The 18417-nt window shown below is 64.2% G+C and carries 16 protein-coding genes and 1 riboswitch; of the genes, 9 read left to right on the top strand and 7 right to left on the bottom strand.

All coding sequences use genetic code 11. The annotated features are described in order from the left end of the window. The first annotated feature begins 28 nt into the window (after window positions 1-28). The 3 genes from KI797_RS12490 (at window position 29) to KI797_RS12480 (ending at window position 3024) form a co-directional block, all read left to right on the top strand. The gene (locus KI797_RS12490) at window positions 29-1321 is read left to right on the top strand and encodes an NAD(P)/FAD-dependent oxidoreductase (protein ID WP_042649149.1); all 1293 of its coding nucleotides are present in this window, start codon (window positions 29-31) and stop codon (window positions 1319-1321) included. Window positions 1322-1535: 214 nt separating this feature from the next. Continuing rightward, window positions 1536-1853, top strand: a complete 318-nt coding sequence (locus tag KI797_RS12485; RefSeq protein ID WP_042649148.1) for a heavy metal-binding domain-containing protein — start codon at window positions 1536-1538, stop codon at window positions 1851-1853. 160 nt (window positions 1854-2013) lie between these two features. Further along, window positions 2014-3024: a S66 family peptidase gene (locus KI797_RS12480; protein ID WP_226169548.1), complete on the top strand. Its 1011-nt coding sequence runs from the start codon at window positions 2014-2016 to the stop codon at window positions 3022-3024. A 220-nt stretch (window positions 3025-3244) separates the two neighbouring features. Here KI797_RS12480 and KI797_RS12475 read toward each other — a convergent pair whose 3' ends face one another. Further along, window positions 3245-5506 (bottom strand): LTA synthase family protein, encoded by a 2262-nt coding sequence (locus KI797_RS12475; protein WP_226169547.1) that lies wholly within the window; start codon window positions 5504-5506, stop codon window positions 3245-3247. A 250-nt stretch (window positions 5507-5756) separates the two neighbouring features. On the opposite strand from KI797_RS12475, the gene KI797_RS12470 reads away from it, so the two are divergent. Further along, on the top strand, window positions 5757-6851 hold the full coding sequence (locus KI797_RS12470) for a protein kinase family protein (protein WP_226169546.1): 1095 nt from the start codon (window positions 5757-5759) through the stop codon (window positions 6849-6851). A 136-nt stretch (window positions 6852-6987) separates the two neighbouring features. On the opposite strand, the gene lysC is transcribed toward KI797_RS12470, so the two are convergent. Next, the gene (gene lysC / locus KI797_RS12465; RefSeq protein ID WP_005327565.1) at window positions 6988-8340 is read right to left on the bottom strand and encodes a lysine-sensitive aspartokinase 3; all 1353 of its coding nucleotides are present in this window, start codon (window positions 8338-8340) and stop codon (window positions 6988-6990) included. Between the two features lie 86 nt (window positions 8341-8426). After that, window positions 8427-8649, bottom strand: a riboswitch (Lysine riboswitch). Between the two features lie 108 nt (window positions 8650-8757). Then, window positions 8758-10086 carry an amino-acid N-acetyltransferase gene (gene argA, locus KI797_RS12460; RefSeq protein ID WP_226169545.1) on the bottom strand — a complete coding sequence of 443 codons (1329 nt, stop codon included), beginning with the start codon at window positions 10084-10086 and terminating at the stop codon, window positions 8758-8760. 252 nt (window positions 10087-10338) lie between these two features. On the opposite strand from argA, the gene msrA reads away from it, so the two are divergent. Beyond that, window positions 10339-10971, top strand: a complete 633-nt coding sequence (gene msrA / locus KI797_RS12455; RefSeq protein WP_005327561.1) for a peptide-methionine (S)-S-oxide reductase MsrA — start codon at window positions 10339-10341, stop codon at window positions 10969-10971. A 267-nt stretch (window positions 10972-11238) separates the two neighbouring features. On the opposite strand, the gene KI797_RS12450 is transcribed toward msrA, so the two are convergent. Genes KI797_RS12450 through KI797_RS12440 form a run of 3 tightly spaced genes read right to left on the bottom strand, consistent with a single transcriptional unit; the run spans window position 11239 to window position 12499 of the window. After that, window positions 11239-11574 carry a DUF3802 family protein gene (locus tag KI797_RS12450; RefSeq protein ID WP_042648312.1) on the bottom strand — a complete coding sequence of 112 codons (336 nt, stop codon included), beginning with the start codon at window positions 11572-11574 and terminating at the stop codon, window positions 11239-11241. Window positions 11575-11585: 11 nt separating this feature from the next. Then, window positions 11586-12122, bottom strand: coding sequence for a GNAT family N-acetyltransferase (locus KI797_RS12445; RefSeq protein ID WP_226169544.1), 537 nt, complete (start codon window positions 12120-12122; stop codon window positions 11586-11588). 5 nt (window positions 12123-12127) lie between these two features. Beyond that, the gene (locus KI797_RS12440; protein WP_226169542.1) at window positions 12128-12499 is read right to left on the bottom strand and encodes an MmcQ/YjbR family DNA-binding protein; all 372 of its coding nucleotides are present in this window, start codon (window positions 12497-12499) and stop codon (window positions 12128-12130) included. 108 nt (window positions 12500-12607) lie between these two features. Here KI797_RS12440 and KI797_RS12435 point away from each other — a divergent pair, with 108 nt between their 5' ends. Further along, window positions 12608-13402 (top strand): alpha/beta fold hydrolase, encoded by a 795-nt coding sequence (locus tag KI797_RS12435; RefSeq protein WP_226169541.1) that lies wholly within the window; start codon window positions 12608-12610, stop codon window positions 13400-13402. Window positions 13403-13417: 15 nt separating this feature from the next. Here KI797_RS12435 and KI797_RS12430 read toward each other — a convergent pair whose 3' ends face one another. Beyond that, entirely contained in the window at window positions 13418-14323 is a 906-nt protein-coding gene (locus tag KI797_RS12430) for a LysR family transcriptional regulator (RefSeq protein WP_039038957.1), read from the bottom strand. A 133-nt stretch (window positions 14324-14456) separates the two neighbouring features. Between KI797_RS12430 and KI797_RS12425 the strand changes: the two genes are divergently transcribed. The 3 genes from KI797_RS12425 to KI797_RS12415 are packed head-to-tail and all read left to right on the top strand — an operon-like array spanning window position 14457 to window position 18417. Next, entirely contained in the window at window positions 14457-16154 is a 1698-nt protein-coding gene (locus KI797_RS12425) for an L-lactate permease (RefSeq protein ID WP_041215398.1), read from the top strand. Between the two features lie 12 nt (window positions 16155-16166). Beyond that, window positions 16167-16988: a (Fe-S)-binding protein gene (locus tag KI797_RS12420; RefSeq protein WP_226173111.1), complete on the top strand. Its 822-nt coding sequence runs from the start codon at window positions 16167-16169 to the stop codon at window positions 16986-16988. After that, the gene (locus KI797_RS12415; RefSeq protein ID WP_226169540.1) at window positions 16981-18417 is read left to right on the top strand and encodes a LutB/LldF family L-lactate oxidation iron-sulfur protein; all 1437 of its coding nucleotides are present in this window, start codon (window positions 16981-16983) and stop codon (window positions 18415-18417) included. Before KI797_RS12420 ends, KI797_RS12415 begins: the two co-directional genes overlap by 8 nt.

The following is an 18417-nucleotide window of genomic DNA, read 5'->3' as shown; positions in this document are numbered from 1 at the left end:
TCGTTTTGAGGAACCAAGGAAAATCATCATGATGAATATTGTCGTTGTAGGCGGTGGCGCCGGCGGTCTCGAGCTCGCGACCAGCCTGGGCCGCAAGCTGGGCAAGAAGAACAAGGCCAGGATCACCCTGGTGGATCGCAACCGCACCCACCTGTGGAAGCCCCTGCTGCACGAAGTGGCCACCGGCTCCATGGATGCGGGCATCGACGCCCTGAGCTACCAGTCCCACGCCAAGAACCACGGCTTCGAATTCCAGCTCGGCAGCCTGACCGACATCAAGCGCGACGAGAAACGCATCGTGCTGGCGCCGATCCACGACGACAGCGGCGCCCTGGTGGTCAACGAGCGGGAACTGGCTTACGACGTGCTGGTGATGGCCATCGGCTCGGTCTCCAACGACTTCAACACCAAGGGCATCAAGGATCACTGCATCTTCCTGGACAGCCCCTCCCAGGCGCACCGCTTCTACAACAGCATGATGAACCGCTTCCTGCAGTTCGCCACCGAATACCAGCCCGGTGACAAGGTGAAGATCGCCATCGTTGGTGGCGGCGCCACCGGCGTCGAACTCTCCGCCGAGCTCTACAACGCGGTGGAGCAGCTCTACGCCTACGGCTTCAAGAACCTCACCACCGACAGCCTCAAGGTGACACTGGTGGAAGCGGGTCCCCGCATCCTGCCGGCCCTGCCGGAGCGCATCAGCGGCTCCGCCCACCAGGAGCTGGTCAAGCTGGGTGTGGACGTGCGCACCGCCACCATGATCACCGAAGCCACTGCCGAGGGTCTGCACACCAAGGATGGGGAGCTGATTGAAGCAGACCTCATGGTGTGGGCCGCGGGCATCAAGGCACCGGACTTCATGAAGGAGATAGCGGGTCTCGAGACCAACCGCATCAACCAGCTGGTGGTGAAAGAGACCCTGCAGACCACCCGTGACGAGAACATCTTCGTCATCGGCGACTGCGCCGCCTGCCCGCAGCCGGATGGCAAGTTTGTGCCGCCCCGCGCCCAGTCCGCCCACCAGATGGCGACCCAGGCATTCAAGAACATCCTGGCCAAGATGAACGGCGGCGAGATGAAGCCCTACCTCTACCATGACCACGGCTCGCTCGTTTCCTTGAGTCGCTTCTCCACCGTGGGCAGCCTGATGGGCAACCTGATGCGCGGCTCCATGATGGTGGAAGGCTACATCGCCCGCATCGTCTACATCTCCCTCTACCGGATGCACCAGGTGGCCCTGCACGGCTACATCAAGACCGGCCTCATCATGCTGGTGGGCCGCATCAACCGGGTGCTGCGCCCGAGCATGAAGCTGCACTGAGCCCTGAGTGGCAAGGTGCGATGGCAAACAAAAGGAGAGGCTCGCCTCTCCTTTTTGATGACCGTCTTTGAGGGCTGCGATCCGGCAGGTGTCGCCGGGTCGCAGCCAGCGCCTGTCCGCCCATCCCCTGTGGCCGGTTATTCGCGGTAGGGGGATGTTGCCTGCCGCAGGTTTGGGGTAGTCTGGAGCCCATTTTCACCTCAAGGAGCGCAAGATGATCCTCTCAACCACCCCCACCCTGGAAGGCAAGACCATTCGTGAATACCGCGGCATCGTCGTGGGGGAAGCCATCCTCGGCGCCAACATCTTCAAAGACCTGTTCGCCGGCATTCGCGATATCATCGGCGGCCGCTCCGGCGCCTATGAAAAAGAGCTGGCCCGGGCCCGGGAGATCGCCTTCGAGGAGCTCAGGGAGCGTGCCGCCGCCCAGGGTGCCAACGCCGTGGTCGGCATCGACATCGACTACGAGGTGGTGGGGCAGAACGGCAGCATGCTGATGGTCAGCATCAGCGGCACCGCCGTGGTGGTGTGAGGCCGCTTTCATCCCCTTGCAAGCCAGCACCCCGAGCCGATCGCGAGATCGGCTTTTTTGTGGGCGTGTTCCACTGGTCTGGCGAGCGAGAAATGGATTAGGATGAGACCTCTTCTCCGGGTTATCCCGGCAAACCATCCTTGGCAACAGAGATTTGTCCATGACTTTACTCAAACCGCCGGGGCTCAGACCCGGCGACACCATCGGCTTTTTCTCCCCCTCCAGCGCGGCCACCGCCTGGGCACCAAACCGCTTCGCTCGCGCCAAGGCTTATCTGGCGGCGCAGAGCTTCGAACTCAAGGCGGGCAGCCTGACCGGGGAGCGGGATCACTGGCGCTCCGGCTCCATCGCGGCGCGGGCCGAAGAGCTCAATGCCCTCATCCGGGATCCAGAGGTGCGCGCAATCATGTCGGTGATTGGCGGCAGCAACTCCAACGCCCTGCTGCCCTATCTCGATTATGAGGCGCTGAAGCGGGATCCCAAGATCATCATCGGCTACTCCGACGTGACGGCCCTGCTGCTCGGCATTCATGCCCGTACCGGCCTGGTCACCTTTTACGGGCCGGCGCTGGTGGCCTCTTTCGGCGAGCTCTCGCCACTGGTGGACGAAACTCTGGCCGGGTTCAACCAGATTTGCCAGGCAGGTGGCGCCGCCGTGCCCCACACGGTGCCGACTCCGACGCAATGGACCGACGAGCGGCTGGACTGGGAACAGCAGACCCGGGCCAAGCAGTGCCTGCCAAACCGGTTGATCTCGGTGGGATCTGGCCGGGTGCGAGGCCGACTGATCGGCGGCAACCTCAATACCCTGGCAGGGATCTGGGGCTCACCCTATATGCCGCCCATAGCGCGGGGGGACATTCTGCTGCTGGAAGACAGCCTCCATTTGGCAGAGACGGTGGAGCGCTCTTTTGCCCACCTCAAGCTGTGCGGGGTGTTTGATCGCATCGGTGCCCTGGTGCTCGGCAAACACGAGCTGTTCGACAGCCAGGGCAGCGGCCGGCGGCCGCTCGATATCCTGCTGGAAGTGGTGGGGGAGCCGACCTTCCCCATTCTGGCGGAGTTCGACTGTGCTCACACTCACCCCATGCTGACGGTGCCGCTCGGCATCGAGGTCGAACTGGATCTCGACAGGCAGACCCTTACCCTGTGCGAGCCCTGGCTCCGCTAGCCGCAAGAGAAATGCAAAGAGGCCGCAGTTGCGGCCTCTTTGCTGTCTGCGCGCAGGCTTAGGGCAGGGCATCGGCCCGGAAGCCGGAAGGTGTTGCAAGGATCTGCGGCCCCCGTCTCTTAAATGTTTATTGCTCTCAGGGTAATGCGTCGGCCCGGAAGGTCGGCCCGGAAGGTGTTGCAAGGATCTGCGGCTCCCGTCTCTTAAATGTTTATTGATCTCAAGGTAATGCGTCGGCTCGGAAGCTGGCGCGGATCTGCGGCACCAGAGGCGAGGGGTCGAAGCCCTTCTCCTCCCCGAGCACCGGGTGGAGCAGGGGCTTGTCCTCTATGGGGGCGAGATCCCCCGCCAGCAGCGCTCGGGTGGCCTGGCCCATCTGGTAGAGCTGGCGCACCGGGGCGAACTGGGTCGCCAGGTTGAGGGGGTCATCGGCGCGGGTGAAAGCCATCATGGGGATCTGGTAGGCCGCATCCCGGGGCGGCTTGGCGCCGTGGATACCCTTGCCTGCGGACATCAGGAAGGGCTGGTGATCACCAAAGGCCACCACCAGATAGCGCTTGCCGGACTGGTCCAGGGTCTTGAGCAACCGCTCCAGCGACGCCATGGCGTCCACCACCCCGGTGTAGTAGGTGTTGAGCAGCTGGCGCTCTGCCGGGCTCTGATCCGGGCAGGCCTTGTCGATCTGCTGGGCCCGGTAGCGATCCCCGTCGAAGGGGCCGTGCCCCTGCATGGTGACCGCGTAGGCGAACAGCGGCTTGTCATCCTGCTCGCTGCGTTTGATCAGGTGATCGATGAGGGCATCGTCCGAGATGTAGAGCCCCTTGTGTTCCAGGGTGGTGAAGCGGGTGTCGAACCAGCGCTCCTCATAGCCGAGCGCCGGAATCGCCTTGGCGCGGCCCCAGAACTTCTCCACATAGGGGTGGGCGAACAGGGTCTGGTAGCCGCTTTGCTTCGCGCTCTGGGCAAGCCCGGGCACCTGGGCCGAGAGGTAGTAGTAGGGCACCACCCCCTGCTTGAGCAGACCCGCCGGCAGGCCGGTATTCATCTCGAACTCCGCCAGCACCGTCATGCCGCCCGTGGTGGGGGAGTGGATGGTCTTGTGCCACTGCGCCACCCCGGCGGGCAGGGAGAGCGTGGGGGCGGGGGCGCAGATCTTGCCCTGCCAGTCGAGCCAGAGCGACTCGTATTGCAGCACGATCACCAGATCGAAGCGGGGCGGCTGGCCCCGGGCTGGCTGGCTCAGTTCGGGGGTGCGCTCGTTGATCTGCAGGGGATAGCGAAAGACGTTGCCGCTTTGCAGCATCTCGTCCACCAGGTTGAACAGATAGAGGCCGGGGCCGGCGCGGATGATGTCCCTGTGGTAGTTCACCGCCCTGTCCACGTAGCGGATGTTGGCCCCGAGCAGCTTGTTGCCGGTCTGGGTGGCGAACACGCAGAGCGCGAAGAAGGCGACGGTGGCGGCGGCTGTGCGCAGGATCCAGCGCGACAGGGCAAAGCGCCAGCACAGGAACAACAGCCCCAGCACGGCCAGCACCGGCAGCACGGGGTGCTGATCGAGCAGGATGTGCAGCAGGGCCAGCAGGTTGCCGAGATCGTCCCCCCCGAGCGGCACCCCGTAGATGGCGATCTTCATGAAGTTGGCGAGCAGGCCTATGCCGGAGAGCGCCGTGAACACCAGCCCCATATAGAGGTTGAACCCCGCCAGGGCACAGAGGCTCCAGCCCAGCACCATGCTGCCCCAGGCGAGGTAATAGTGCTCGGGCCGAAAGCCCGACCAGAACAGAAACTCTCCCAGCTTGAACACCACGAAGCCGTGCAGCAACACGAAGGTGAGGTTGCCGAGCAGCAGGCTGCCGACGATCCGCGAGCGGTAGCTTCGGCGCAGCCGCGGCAGCATCGCCCTGAGCACGGCGGCGCTCATCAGCAGCACCAGCAGCAGGCTGATCATCAGGTAGCTCAGGTTGAAGCCGCGCTCCGGCAGGGTCTGCAGTATCTGGCTGTATTCGGCGCTCTCGGGCCTGTCCGCCAGCAGCAGGCCGATCCGCAGTTGATAGCGGCTGTCCAGGGCGTCATCCGGTGCCCGCAGGGCGCTGTTGAGATCCAGGGTGCAGCGCTCCTGGCGACACTTCTGGCGCTTCTCCACCGCCTGGCTCAACTGATCGATGCGAATGCCCTTGTCGTTGAGCAGCTCTACCCGCACCTTGTCCCCCTCCTGCAGCGGTTTGAGCAGTTGCCACTGGCTGCGCACCACCAGATAGAGGCCGCGACTGTCGCTCTTGTAGAGCAGACTGTGGCGGCTGAGGGTGGCGATGGGCTGATCGGCGGGCCCCAGGATCAACGGTTGTGCCCGCCCGAGCCAGCCGGCGGGATTGAGCAGCGGCAGGGCGAGGGTCAGCAACAGCAGGGCTATCAGCAGACCGAACAGCCACCCGGCCAGAGACTGGGAAAGGGAGGGGCTGTGACCACAGACGGGGGCATTCATAGGGGCTCATCCTTGGAGCGGGCAGGGCAGCGATGGCTGCATCTATTTTGACCCGATGGTGAGGGGCTTGTTCCTTGATGTCAATTTAATGACAACGGGATGAATCTTGGGTGACGACCCGGGCGTGCGAATTGTGATCCCGATCCGGGAGGGGCATTCATTCTGTGATGAAAGCGTCATCATGGGGCTTTGCCGCTGGTCTGGGAGGGGGGCGCTGTTTAGTCTCTCAGTAACGGTTGGAGGTACATGTATGAATCCCAAGGTTGCGGCACGTCAGGCAAGATTGCTCCAGATGCTGGAGAACAACGACGAGATCCGGATCGGACGTGAGCGAGACTGTCCCCTGCCTCTTGCCCAGTTGTTAAGGCTCACCGAGGATCACCCGGACGTCGTCAGGGTCTATGGTCACGGGCTCACCGCCGAGGTGTTCCACCTCAAGGTGGAGGGCCATCACTGGTGCCTGAAGCGGTGCCGACCAGACTCCCTGGTGGCCAACGTCGACGGCAAGACCGCCTTTCTCACCGAGCTGGAGCGGCGTCGGGAGATAGAGAGCCTGCGGGAGCTGCACCCCACCATCCTCTCCAACGTGGTCTGCACCAGCTTCGGTTCGGCCCGCACCGGGGTGCTGGTTTCCCCCTGGCTGCGGGGAGAGCCGGTGCGCAGGCTCAATGAGCGCAACCTGGCGCAGATGCTGGCGGTGGAGGCCGAGCTGGCGCGCTGGGGCTGGTTTGACTGGGATCCGAGCCCGGGCAACCTGCTTGACGACGGCCAACAGATCTCGGTGTTCGACTTTGGCTACATGTGGCCTTTCGATCCCCTTCACGAGTTCAACTCCAACGGCCTCACCGATCCGGAATTTCATGTGCCGGAGCGGCTGGAGACCCGCACCCTGTCAGGGCTCTGGTTGGATGATGCCGATCCCTTGCCGCTGTTTCGCCACTGGCGGGGGCTCTGCCTCGCCTGGGCGAAGGGGGAGTTGCAGTACCTTAGCCGGGAGGGGGCCAGTGCCCCCGTGCTGGCCCGCATGCAGGGGCTGGTGGGAGAGTGGAGTGCGGCGCTGGCAAGCGACGAGGCGCTCGCCGCCAACTGGTGGCGCGACATGTATCGCAGCCACCGGCTCGACATTGCGGACGATCTCAGCGGCAAGAGCTGCGGCCCCATGACCCTGCGTCGCCTCGACTGGCTGGAGCAGGCGGTGCGGGATCACTTCCCGGCGCTGGCCGAGAATCTGGGGCCGGATGAGGCGGGGCTCAGCCAGGCTGCGCTGTTGCAACGGCTGGGGGGGCTGCGCGAGCAGATCCGGGCCAACCTGCTGCCAACCCCGGCAAGCCAGTCCATGGGCTGACATGACGGCTGACTCAATGACAAGAGGGGCGCATCGGCGCCCCTCTTCGTTGGTATCGATGCTGGTGTTATGGCCTTCCCCTGATAACAGACCCTTCTCCCCACGGGGAGAAGGGTCTGACAAGGCTTCGTCAGGCTCAGTCGAGCAGCTCCTGATGGAGGCGGTTGACGATGTTGCCCGCTTCGCTCTCCTTGACCAGGAAGCAGAGATTGTGGGCGCTGGCGCCGTAGCAGATCATCCGGATGTTGTGTTCACGAATGGCGTCGAACACCCGGCTGCCCACCCCGGCCGCCTCGCTCATGCGGTTGCCGATGAGGGCCACCAGCGCGAAGTCGGTCTCCACCTCCACCTTGCACAGCTGGCCGAGCTCCGCCAGCACCTTGTCGCCGAGGATTGGCTCGCCGTTGCTCTGGCTGCCAGTGTGATCCAGGGTCAGGGAGACGCTCACCTCAGAGGTGGTGATGAGATCCACCGAGATGCGGTGACGGGCCAGGATGCCGAACACCTCCGCCAAAAAGCCGTAGGCGTGGAACATGTTGAGGCTGTGCAGGGTGACCAGCACCTGCTGGCGGCGCAGGGCCACGGCGCGAAACAGCGGGCAGGTCTCGGTGCTGGCGCGGATCCAGGTGCCACCTGCTGCGGGATCCCTAGCTGAGCCGACGAACACCGGAATGTCCTGGCGCAGGGCGGGTTGCAGGGTGGCCGGGTGCAGCACCTTGGCGCCGAAGGTGGCCATCTCGGCCGCCTCCACGAAGCTGATTTCCGGGATGGGGCGGGCCCGGGTGACCAGGCGCGGATCCGTGGTGTAGATGCCGGGCACGTCTGTCCAGATCTCTATGCTGCCTGCGTCCAGTGCCTCGGCGAGCAGGGCCGCGCTGTAGTCGGAGCCGCCCCGGCCCAATGTGGTGGTGCGGCCATCGGCGTCGGCGCCGATGAAGCCCTGGGTGATGACTAGGCTGTCACCGAGCAGCGGGCCCAGGGTGGCTTGGCAGAGGGTGCGGGTGGCGGCGAGATCCACGGTGGCCTTGCCAAAGCGGCTGTCGGTGCGCAGCAGCTGGCGCGCGTCCTGCCAGCAGGCCTTGATGCCCCGCTGGTGCAGCAGTTCGGTGAAGAGGCGGGTGGACATCAGTTCGCCGCAGGCGATGAGGCGGTCTGCCAGTTCGGCATCGGTGTGCTGGCAGGCCTGGCGGGCCATGGTGCGAATGTCGCCGAGCTGGGCGTGGATGAGGGCGCTCACTTCGCCCGGGTTGCCGAGCGCCGTCAGGATGGCCTGCTGGATCCCGGTCAATCTGGCGAGCTGGGCATCCTGCCCGGCTTCGTCCAATTCACCCTGAGCCAGGCTCACCAGCAGGTTGGTGACCCCGGCGCTGGCGCTCAGCACCACCACCCGGGTCGCCGGATTGGCCAGCACCACGTCGGCGCAATGGTTCATGGCCGCTGCATCGGCGACACTGGTTCCGCCAAACTTGGCGACGTTGATCGGGTTCATTGCATACTCCTGTCTCAAGGTGAAAATCCGGTTTCATCGGGCAAAAGAGAGGAGGAGGCAGAAAATGGCAGGAATAGCGAAGGATCCCGGCCAGAAGCACTCCATCCGCGGTGCCCATCCCACAAGGATCCTGCTGGATGCCTGTGGGATGCACACGACCGATGACAACCCGGGGGATTCAGCCCCCGCAGCCGACGTTGAGGTATACCAGTTGCCTCACTCGTCTCGGCGCTGCTCCCCCTGACCCAAGTTCACCGGACGCTGGTGTCCTCCCTTGGGCTGCCTGGGCAGCGCTCCTCTTCTGGTGCCACCCTGGAAGGTGGCGTGCATGTAGAAATACCCTGCTCTGGATTGCACTGTCAATCGAGTTTGTAAAAAAGTACACAATTGGCAACAACCAGGCACAAGATCAATCAGTTACGAAATCGTCTTGGACAAAACCTTGGAGCGGCGCTGCCAGTTGTAGAGCCGCTGGCGCGCCACCGGCAGATCTTCCACCTCCAGGGGATCGAAGCCCCGCTCCCGGAACCAGTGGATGGAACGGGTGGTGAGCACGAACAGGCGGCGGATGCCGAGCCGCTTGGCCCGCTCGGCCACCTTGGCGATCAGCTGATCACCCCGGTTGGAGTTGCGGTACTCGGGATGGATGGCGACGCAGGCCATCTCGGCCATCGCCTCCTCCATGAAACAGTAGAGCGCCGCGCAACCGATGATGAGGCCGTCGCGCTCGATGATGGTGAACTTGTCTATCTCCATCTCCAGCTGCTCACGGGAGCGGCGCACCAGGATGCCTTCCTCCTCCAGCGGCCGGATCAGATCCAGGATGCCGCCGATGTCTTCGATGGTGGCGGCCCGTGCCCGCTCGGCGCTTTCGCGCACTATCTGGGTGCCGAGCCCCTCGCGGCTGAACAGCTCCTGCAGCATGGCGCCGTCATCCTGATAGCTCACCAGGTGGGAGCGCGGCACGCCGCCCCGGCAGGAGGCAATGGCCGCACGCAGGTAGCGGGCGGTGCCGGACATCTCCTCGCCGGCCTGCTCGAGCTCCACCAGCAGCTCTTCTGCCTGCTCGGGGAAGAGCTCGGAGATGGCCTCGCCTTGTCTGTTCATCACCCCCTGGGTGCTGCTGAAACAGATGAGCTTGTCTGCCTTGAGATCCACCGCCACCCGACGCGCCACCTCTTCGGAACTCAGGTTGAAGCTCTCGCCGGTGACCGAGCAGCCGATGGGGGAGATGAGCACCAGACCATGCTGATCCAGCTGGCGGGTGATCCCCTCCACGTCGATGCGCCGCACCCGGCCGCTGTGGTAGTAGTCGATGCCATCCTCGACGCCGAGCGGCTGGGCGGTGACGAAGTTGCCGCTCACCACGCTGATGCGCGCGCCCTGCATGGGGGTGTTGGCCAGCCCCATGGAGAGCTGGGCCGTGATGTCGTATTGCAGACCGCCACACACCTGTTTGATGATGGCGAAGCTCTTGTCATCGGTGACCCGGATCCGTCTGTGGTACTGGGCCTCGATGCCGGCGCGGGCCAGCGCCTCGTCGTTTTGCGGACGCGAGCCGAATACCAGGACCAGGCGGATCCCAAGCGTCTGCAGCAGGGCGATATCGCTGACGATATTGGCAAAGTTGGGGTGGCAGATGGCTTCCCCGCCCATCATCAGCACGAAGGTGGCGCCCCGGTGCACGTTGACATAGGGGGTGGATTGCCGAAAGGCATGGACCAGGCTGGGTTCGCGTTCACGCACGTGTTTCATTCCATAAAAAAGCAGCAATTTGCTCAATATATGAAAATAAATTCACAAATCAAGACTAAATATTGGTTTTGGTGTTTTGTGCCGCCATTTTGACCAGTCGCAGACGCCCTGTGCCAGGGCGAGTCGGGGGGCGGTCAGCCCGGTGAAGGGGCCGCCTCGGTTGATCCGGGCTCATAACCTGTTATCTTCGGGGTTCCTTTTCGTCAGCCGCATCGCGCGGGGTTTTATTCAAGGACAGGGCATATGGAGCAGATTATTTCACCGGCAGAGGCGCTGCCGGGACGACGGGAAGCGCTGGCGATCGGCCAGCAGCATGCCGTCAACGGCCACCCGACTCAGGGCCCCTGGCCCGAGGGGATGGAGCTTGCCTGGTTTGGCATGGGGTGCTTCTGGGGTGTGGAGCGCCTGTTCTGGCAGCAGCCCGGCGTCTATTCCACCGCCGCCGGTTATCAGGGGGGCCTGACGCCAAACCCCACCTACAAGGAGGTGTGCAGCGGTCTGACCGGTCATGCCGAGACGGTGCAGGTGGTGTTCGACCCCAGGGTCATCAGTTACGGCGAGCTGCTCAAGCTGTTCTGGGAGCAGCACGATCCGGCCCAGGGCATGCGCCAGGGCGGCGACATCGGCACCCAGTACCGCTCGGTGATCTTCTATGGGGATGACAGTCAGGAGGCCATCGCCCAGCAGAGTCTGGCCGCCTATCAGCAGGCCATGATGGCGAGCGGCGATGCCCGTCCCATCACCACCCGGATCCTGCCGTTGGCCCCTTTCTACTACGCCGAGGATTACCATCAGCAATATCTGGAGAAGAATCCGGAAGGGTATTGCGGGTTGGGCGGCATTGGCGTCTGCCTGCCGCCCAGCCTGAACCGCTGAGGCGCAGCATGTATAAAACAGGGGCCATCCGGTCCCTGTTTCGTTTTTTTGAAAGAAATATTAAAAAAAGTGTCCTGGTCGGGAACTTAACCGAACCTCGGCAGACTAACAATTAGCTACCATGGACGGCAGCCAAGACCAGACACATTTCTTGCCTCGACATTCATCCCACTGACAAGCGCGATGAATCGGAAGTGATAGCAAGCAGGGCTGCCCGTTGAAGGCGGCCCTTTTCACTTTTCGGCCGTGCAGCCGCGCGGGGAGGGGCTAGCGGATGGTGCTGTCGAACAGGTTCTTGATGAGACTGATGAACTCATCGAGGAAGGCGTGCTGGGCCGGGGTGGGCGCCCGCAGCCAGACAGCGGAGAGCACCTCTTCCAGATCGGCCACCACGGCATCGGCCTCCTGCATGATCATGAAACGCACCTTGGGGTCGAGCTGAGGGTTCTGCTCGCAGATGGCCATGAGGTTGCCCGCCACCCGGTTGCTCACCAGATCCTCTATGGTCTCGGAGCCCGTGCCCTGCTGCTGGCTCTCGAACAGGCCCAGACTCTCTACCAGATACTCGATCAGCGCAATATAACCGTCGCTCTCTACCACCATGATGGCTGCCTTCATTCATTGCTTTGGGGAAATGGTGGGTATTTTAGTGGCTGGCCTTGGCTTGGCAAGCTGTAGTAGAGGCGATGGCGGACAAAACTGACCCCGCCGCGCTCGACGGTTTCCAATCCGGCCTGCTCGAACCCGTGGCGCAGAAACAGCGCGAGGCTGAAGGCGCTGGCCTCCGTGGTCAGGCTGTGCAGGCCCAACTGGCTGGCCGCCTGCAGCGCCTGTGCCAGCAGCAGGCCGCCGAGCCCCTGACGCGGATGATCCGGGCTCACATAGAGCAGGCTGAGGTGGCCGTCATCGCTTAAGGTAACAAAGCCAAGGGGCATCCCCTCCTGCTCCATGACCCAGCCGTGGTGCTCGCGCAGCTGGCTGGCGAGACCCGGATGACGGGCGCCCTGAGCCCATTGCTCCACCTGCTCCGGGCTGTAGTGTTCCGGGCCCAGGCGGCGCACCGACTGCTCGAACAGGGCGAGCAGGGCGGGGATGTGCTGCTCCCTCAGGGGGAGGATCCGGGCGGGCGCGGTGTTTTGTGTCTGCGGCATGGCTGTTATCCTGCCTTTGCTGATAAGGTCGGCTCCAGTGGCCGCTTGGCTTTGGGCAGCCCCGCCACCACGCGCTGGTAGGAGTGTTCAATCCAGCCCTGCCAGAGCTCGGCGTCCAGGCTCTCGCTCAGGGTGACCGTATTCCAGTGCTGCTTGTTCATGTGCCAGCCGGGTTTGACTTCGGGGTGTATCTCTCGCAGCAGCAGGGCGAGCTCGGGCTCGCATTTGAGGTTGATGGTGAGGGGCTCGGCCTGCCAGTTCACCAGGGCGAACATCTTGCCGGCAATGCGGTAGACCAGAAACTCCGGGCCGAAGGGGGTATCCTCGGTGGCCCCCGGCAGGCTGAGCAGGAATTCACGTAACGATACAAGGCTCATACAGGACTCCATGCTGGTCCGATGATAAGTGGCAGCATATTCAGCGGGGCGCCCCATCTGTTAATATGCCCGCCGAGTATGTCCCTCAACCCCCTGGGAGCCCATAAGATGTTGTACCACAAGACCTTTGAGCTGGGCCCCGATCGGGATTGGGTGGTGTTCGTGCACGGCGCCGGCGGCAGCTCCTCCATCTGGTTCAAGCAGCTGCGCGCCTACCGGGAGCACTTCAACGTGCTGCTGCTCGACCTGCGTGGCCACGGCCAATCCAACCAGCTACAACAGGTGGTCAAGGGACACTACAGTTTTCGTGCCGTGACCGAGGACATCCTGCGCCTGCTCGATCATCTGCGCATCCCCCGCGCCCATTTTGTCGGCATCTCCCTTGGCACCATCCTCATCCGCCACCTGGCCGAGCTCTGCCCCGAGCGGGTCAAGAGCATGGTGCTCGGCGGCGCCATCCTGCGCCTCGATATCCGCTCCCGGGTGCTGGTGCAGCTTGGCCGGGTCGGCCAGCACATCCTGCCCTACATGTGGCTCTACCGGTTGTTCGCCTTCATCATCATGCCGCGCCAGCACCATCAGGAGTCCCGCAACCTCTTCGTGCGCGAGGCTCGCAAACTCTGCCAGAAGGAGTTCAAACGCTGGTTCCGCCTCGCCACCGAAGTCAACCCGCTGATGCGCTACTTTCGCGAGCGGGCCCTGCCCATTCCCACCCTCTACGTGATGGGGGAGGAGGATCACATGTTCCTCGCCCCGGTGCGCGAGCAGGTAGCCCGCGACCCTTACAGTTGCCTCGAAATCATCGAAAAGTGCGGCCACGTCTGCAACGTGGAGCAGCCGGATCACTTCAACCGCCAGTCCCTGGCGTTTCTCTCCCGTCAGGCGGCGTCATCCGCCCTTTGAGGCCCGGCAAGGGCCTCAGATGAAGTAGTGGCCAATCTCCAGATAGCGCTGGCGGATGTGCTCGATGAGCAGCCTTATCTTGCGCGGCGGCTGGCGGGTGAAGGGGTAGACGGCGTAGATGCCGAGCTTCTTGCCCACCTGATCGGGGAAGAGATCCACCAGCTCGCCGTTCATCAGATCGTGATAGACCAGACAGCGTGGCACATAGACGATGCCGCGCCCCCCCAGCGCCGCCTTGCGAAGGGCACCGGCGTTGTCGGTTGAAAAGCTCCCCGACACCGACACCAGATAGTTGCCCTCTTCCCCCTTGAAGGCCCACTCCGAGGCCCCCGTGCTCTGGTAGGCGTAGCGCAGGCAGTTGTGGGTGAGCAAATCCGACGGCTCCCGCGGCGCCCCGAAGCGGCGCACATAGGCGGGGGCGGCGCAGATGACCCACTGGGAGTCGAGAATGTGGCGGGCAATCAGGCTCGAGTCATCCAGATAGCCGGTGCGAATGACCAGATCGAACCCCTCTTCCACCAGGTTGACGAAGCGGTTGTCCAGCGACATCTCCACCGTGAGCCCCGGGTGCTGCTGGCAAAAATCGGCTACCGCATCGGCGAGCAAGAGCTCGCCGGAGATGGTGGGCACCGACATCCGCACATGACCGCTCACCTTTTCACCAAATCCCGCCACCGCGTCGAAGGCGTCCAGTGCGGCGGCCTTCACATTTTTGGCACCTTGATAGAGCGCCTTGCCCGCCTCGCTCAGGGTGAGCCGGCGGGTGGTGCGATAGAGGAGCTGGACCCCGAGCTCCTCCTCAAGACGCCCGATCCGCTTGCTAACCACTGAATTTGTCAGGGAATTTTGTTCAGCCACCTTGCTGAAGGAGCCTGCCTCCACCACCTGGGCGAAGAGGATGAGGTCGTCGGTACTGGCCATATTGATCAACTTTTGGAACTAATGTTGTTCATTATTTCCATATATCGCGAAAAAGGAACAGGGTAAGGTCACGTCCGCTTAACAAAACAACAACAAGGTGCGCCTCTGCACCCCTCTGGACAAGGACGCAATGATGACAGACACCCTGCTGGCCCTGGTGGCCTTCTCGCCGATCCTGGTGGCCGCCGTGCTGCTGGTCGGCCTCAACTGGCCCGCCAAGCGCGCCATGCCCGTCGCCTTCCTGTTGACCGTGTTCATCGCCCTCTGGGGCTGGCAGATGAGCCCGACCCGGGTCTTCGCCTCCACCCTGCAGGGGCTGGTGATCACGGTGACCGTGCTCTGGATCGTGTTCGGCGCCATCCTGATGCTCAACACCCTCAAGCACACCGGTGCCATCACCGCCATTCGCGGCGGTTTTACCAACATCTCGCCGGACAGGCGCATCCAGGCCATCATCATCGCCTGGTGCTTCGGCGCCTTTATCGAAGGGGCCTCGGGCTTTGGCACCCCGGCCGCCATCGCCGCGCCGCTGCTGGTGGCCATCGGCTTTCCGGCGCTCGCCGCGGTGCTGCTCGGCATGATGATCCAGTCCACCCCGGTGTCGTTCGGCGCGGTGGGCACCCCCATCCTGGTGGGCATCAACAAGGGGCTGGATAACCAGGCCATCGGCCAGACCCTGAGCGCCGGTGGCAGCAGCTGGGACATCTACCTGCAACAGGTGACCACCAACGTGGCCCTCATTCACGCCACCGTCGGCACCCTGATGCCGGTGCTGATGGTGATGATGCTGACCCGCTTCTTCGGCCGCAACCGCAGCTGGACCGAGGGGCTCTCCATCCTGCCGTTTGCGATTTTCGCCGGGCTCGCTTTCACCGTCCCCTATGCCCTCACCGGCATGCTGCTCGGCCCCGAGTTCCCGTCCCTCATCGGCGGTCTGGTGGGGCTGGCCCTGGTGGTGACGGCGGCGCGAGCCGGTTTTCTGGTGCCCAAGAATTCCTGGGATTTCGCCCCCGAGAACGAGTGGCCCGCCGAGTGGCTGGGCTCCTTGAAGCTCGATCTCAAAGAGGCCGCCGGTCGCCCCATGTCGCTCATGCTGGCCTGGCTCCCCTATGTGGCGCTGGCGCTCCTGCTGGTGGCGAGCCGGGTGAGTCCGGAGTTCAAGGCGAGCCTCCTGTCGGTGAGCCTCGCCTTCACGGATCTGCTGGGTGAGAAGGGGGTCAGCGCGTCCATTGAGCCGCTCTACCTGCCGGGGGGCCTGCTGGTGCTTTGCGCCCTGCTCGCCACCTGGCTGCAGTCGCGCTCCCTCGCCCCCTTCGGTCGGGCGCTGGGGGAGTCCAGCCGCACCCTGATCGGCGCCGGCTTCGTGCTCATCTTCACCGTGCCCATGGTGCGTATCTTCATCAACTCCGGCGTCAACGGGGCGGATCTCGCCAGCATGCCGGTGACCACCGCCAACTTTGCCGCCGGGCTGGTGGGGGAGTTCTTCCCGGCCCTCAGCGCCACCATCGGCGCGCTGGGGGCCTTTATCGCCGGCTCCAACACGGTATCGAACATGATGTTCAGCCAGTTCCAGTTCGAGGTGGCCCAGACCCTGGGGGTCTCCACCGCCGCCATGCTGGCCCTGCAGGCAGTCGGTGCGGCGGCCGGCAACATGATTGCCATTCACAACGTGGTGGCGGCCTCGGCCACCGTGGGGCTGCTCGGTCGTGAGGGGGCGACGCTGCGCAAGACGGCGCTGCCGACCCTCTACTACCTGCTGGTCACCGGCCTTATCGGGCTGGCGCTCATGTACAGCTTCCACATCTCGGACGCACTGCTGCAGCTCAAGTAAGGAGAGCAAGTGATGAAGGTAATGCGGGTCTACCCGGCCAAGCCGGCCGATGTCTATCTCTACGCCACCTGTCTGGTGGACCTGTTCGACCCGGTGGCGGGGCTCGATGCCATCGCCCTGATCGAGCGGGAAGGGATAAGGGTGCACTTTGTCGAGAAACAGACCTGCTGCGGGCAGCCAGCCTACACCTCGGGTCACGAGGAGGAGGCGCGCAAGGTGGCGCAAAGCCAGATGGCGCTCTTCCCCGAGCCCTGGCCGGTGGTGGTGCTGTCGGGCTCCTGCGGCGGCATGATGCACCACCACTACCGCCGCCTCTTCCCCGAGAGCCCCGAGGTGGCCGATTTTTGCGATCGGGTGTTCGAGCTCACCGAGTTTCTGGCCCGGATCTGCCGGGTGCGCTGGCACGGGGTGGGGGAGGCGAGCATCGTCATGCACACCTCCTGCTCGGCCCGGCGCGAGATGCAGGTACACACCACGGCCCGCAGCCTGCTGGGGCAGCTCGATGGCGTCACCTTGCATGAACAGGCCTACGAGAGCGAGTGCTGCGGCTTTGGCGGCACCTTCTCGGTGCGCCACCCCCACATCAGCCAGGCCATGGTGGAGGACAAGACCCGCCACCTGCTGGCCACCGGCGCCGACACCCTGGTGAGCGCCGACTGGGGGTGCCTCTTGAACATCAAGGGATCCCTGGCCTATCAGGGCAGGATCTTGCCTGCCACCCACCTGGCGAGCTTCCTGCTCGCCCACAGCCGCCCCGACAGTGACGAAATAGCTCATAACGGCGTCGCTGTTAGCGATTTGGCTCATACCAAAGAGGCCCAGCCCCATGTCTGATCACGCCAAGTATTCGCCGCGCCGCTTCCATCCCCAGGCCGAGGCGGCTCTGGCCGACCCGGTGCTGCGCCAGAATTTTCGCGGCGCCATGGATTACCTGCGCGGCAAGCGCCGGGATGCCTTCGCCGACCCCGCCGAAGAAGCGGCGGTGCGCGATGCGGCGGAGCAAATCCGCCAGCGCTGTCTCTCGCGCCTGCCGGAACTCCTGGTGCAGCTCGAGGCCAACTGCGAGCGCAACGGCATCAAGGTGCACTGGGCCCAGACGCCGGCCGAGGCCAACGCCATCATCCTTCGCATCGCCCAGCAACACGGGGTGAGCAGCATCGTCAAGGGCAAGTCCATGGTGAGCGAGGAGGTGGGGTTCAACCACGAGATGGCGCGCCACGGCATCCGCTGCCTTGAGAGCGACATGGGGGAGTTTATCGTCCAGCTCGACGGCGACACCCCGTCACACATCATCATGCCCGCCATCCACAAGAACAAGCAGGAGGTGAGCGACACCTTCGCAAGCAACCTGGAAGGCTTCACCCCCACCACGGACGTGGACGAACTGATCCAGACCGGGCGGCGGGCCCTGCGCGAAGAGTTTCGCCGCGCCGGCATGGGGCTCTCCGGCGTCAACTTCGCGGTGGCGGAGACTGGCAGCCTCTGTCTGGTGGAGAACGAGGGTAACGGGCGCATGTGCACCACTGTGCCGAAAGTCCACGTGGCCATCACCGGCATCGAGAAGGTGGTGGAGTGCCTATCCGACGTGCCGCCGCTTTACAGCGCCCTGACCCGCTCGGCTACCGGCCAGGCCATCACCACCTACTTCAACGTCATCAGCGGCCCGCGCCAGGCAGGGGAGCTGGACGGCCCGGACGAGGTGCACCTGGTGCTGCTGGACAACGGCCGCAGCCAGGCTTACCGGGACGAGGAGTTGCGCAAGACATTGCAGTGCATCCGCTGCGGCGCCTGCATGAACCACTGCCCGGTCTACACCCGCATCGGCGGCCACGCCTATGGCACCATCTACCCGGGGCCCATCGGCAAAATCATCTCCCCCCACCTGCTGGGGCTGGAGAGCACCAGCGATCTGGTGACCGCATCGAGCCTGTGCGGTGCCTGCGGCGAGGTGTGCCCGGTGCGCATCCCCATTCCCGACCTGTTGCAGCGCCTGCGCCGGGAGGCCAAGCACGACGCACAGCCCGGTCACGAACCGCTGGCGGGGCAGGGGGCGGCCAAAAGCCGGCTCGAGACCCTCGCCATGCAGGGCTTTGCCTTTGCCGCCACCCACCCGCGCCTCTACCACGCCGCAACCGGGGTGGCCGGTCGCCTGCGGGGCTTGATGCCCAAACACCTGGGCCCCTGGACCCAGTGCCGCGAAGCCCCCAAACCCGCCCCCCAGAGCCTGCACGCCCTGCTGCGCCAGAAGAAGAAGGAGTCCTGA

Origin of the sequence: Aeromonas media, assembly GCF_020423125.1 — a bacterium.
In the GTDB taxonomy this organism is placed as follows: Bacteria; Pseudomonadota; Gammaproteobacteria; order Enterobacterales; family Aeromonadaceae; genus Aeromonas; species Aeromonas media.
The sequence above is the reverse complement of the archived record's forward strand: the minus strand, read 5'-3'. Positions and strand labels throughout refer to the sequence as shown.

Excerpts from the sequence above, each read along its gene's own strand:
- KI797_RS12445 (WP_226169544.1), bottom strand. The coding sequence starts at position 12,122 with ATGCCGCAGACACAAAACACCGCGCCCGCCCGGATCCTCCCCCTGAGG.
- lysC (WP_005327565.1), bottom strand. The coding sequence starts at position 8,340 with ATGAACCCGATCAACGTCGCCAAGTTTGGCGGAACCAGTGTCGCCGAT.
- KI797_RS12420 (WP_226173111.1), top strand. The coding sequence starts at position 16,167 with ATGAAGGTAATGCGGGTCTACCCGGCCAAGCCGGCCGATGTCTATCTC.
- KI797_RS12480 (WP_226169548.1), top strand. The coding sequence starts at position 2,014 with ATGACTTTACTCAAACCGCCGGGGCTCAGACCCGGCGACACCATCGGC.
- KI797_RS12435 (WP_226169541.1), top strand. The coding sequence starts at position 12,608 with ATGTTGTACCACAAGACCTTTGAGCTGGGCCCCGATCGGGATTGGGTG.
- KI797_RS12490 (WP_042649149.1), top strand. The coding sequence starts at position 29 with ATGATGAATATTGTCGTTGTAGGCGGTGGCGCCGGCGGTCTCGAGCTC.
- KI797_RS12430 (WP_039038957.1), bottom strand. The coding sequence starts at position 14,323 with ATGGCCAGTACCGACGACCTCATCCTCTTCGCCCAGGTGGTGGAGGCA.
- KI797_RS12485 (WP_042649148.1), top strand. The coding sequence starts at position 1,536 with ATGATCCTCTCAACCACCCCCACCCTGGAAGGCAAGACCATTCGTGAA.
- KI797_RS12425 (WP_041215398.1), top strand. The coding sequence starts at position 14,457 with ATGACAGACACCCTGCTGGCCCTGGTGGCCTTCTCGCCGATCCTGGTG.
- msrA (WP_005327561.1), top strand. The coding sequence starts at position 10,339 with ATGGAGCAGATTATTTCACCGGCAGAGGCGCTGCCGGGACGACGGGAA.
- KI797_RS12450 (WP_042648312.1), bottom strand. The coding sequence starts at position 11,574 with ATGGTGGTAGAGAGCGACGGTTATATTGCGCTGATCGAGTATCTGGTA.
- KI797_RS12415 (WP_226169540.1), top strand. The coding sequence starts at position 16,981 with ATGTCTGATCACGCCAAGTATTCGCCGCGCCGCTTCCATCCCCAGGCC.
- KI797_RS12475 (WP_226169547.1), bottom strand. The coding sequence starts at position 5,506 with ATGAATGCCCCCGTCTGTGGTCACAGCCCCTCCCTTTCCCAGTCTCTG.
- KI797_RS12470 (WP_226169546.1), top strand. The coding sequence starts at position 5,757 with ATGAATCCCAAGGTTGCGGCACGTCAGGCAAGATTGCTCCAGATGCTG.
- KI797_RS12440 (WP_226169542.1), bottom strand. The coding sequence starts at position 12,499 with ATGAGCCTTGTATCGTTACGTGAATTCCTGCTCAGCCTGCCGGGGGCC.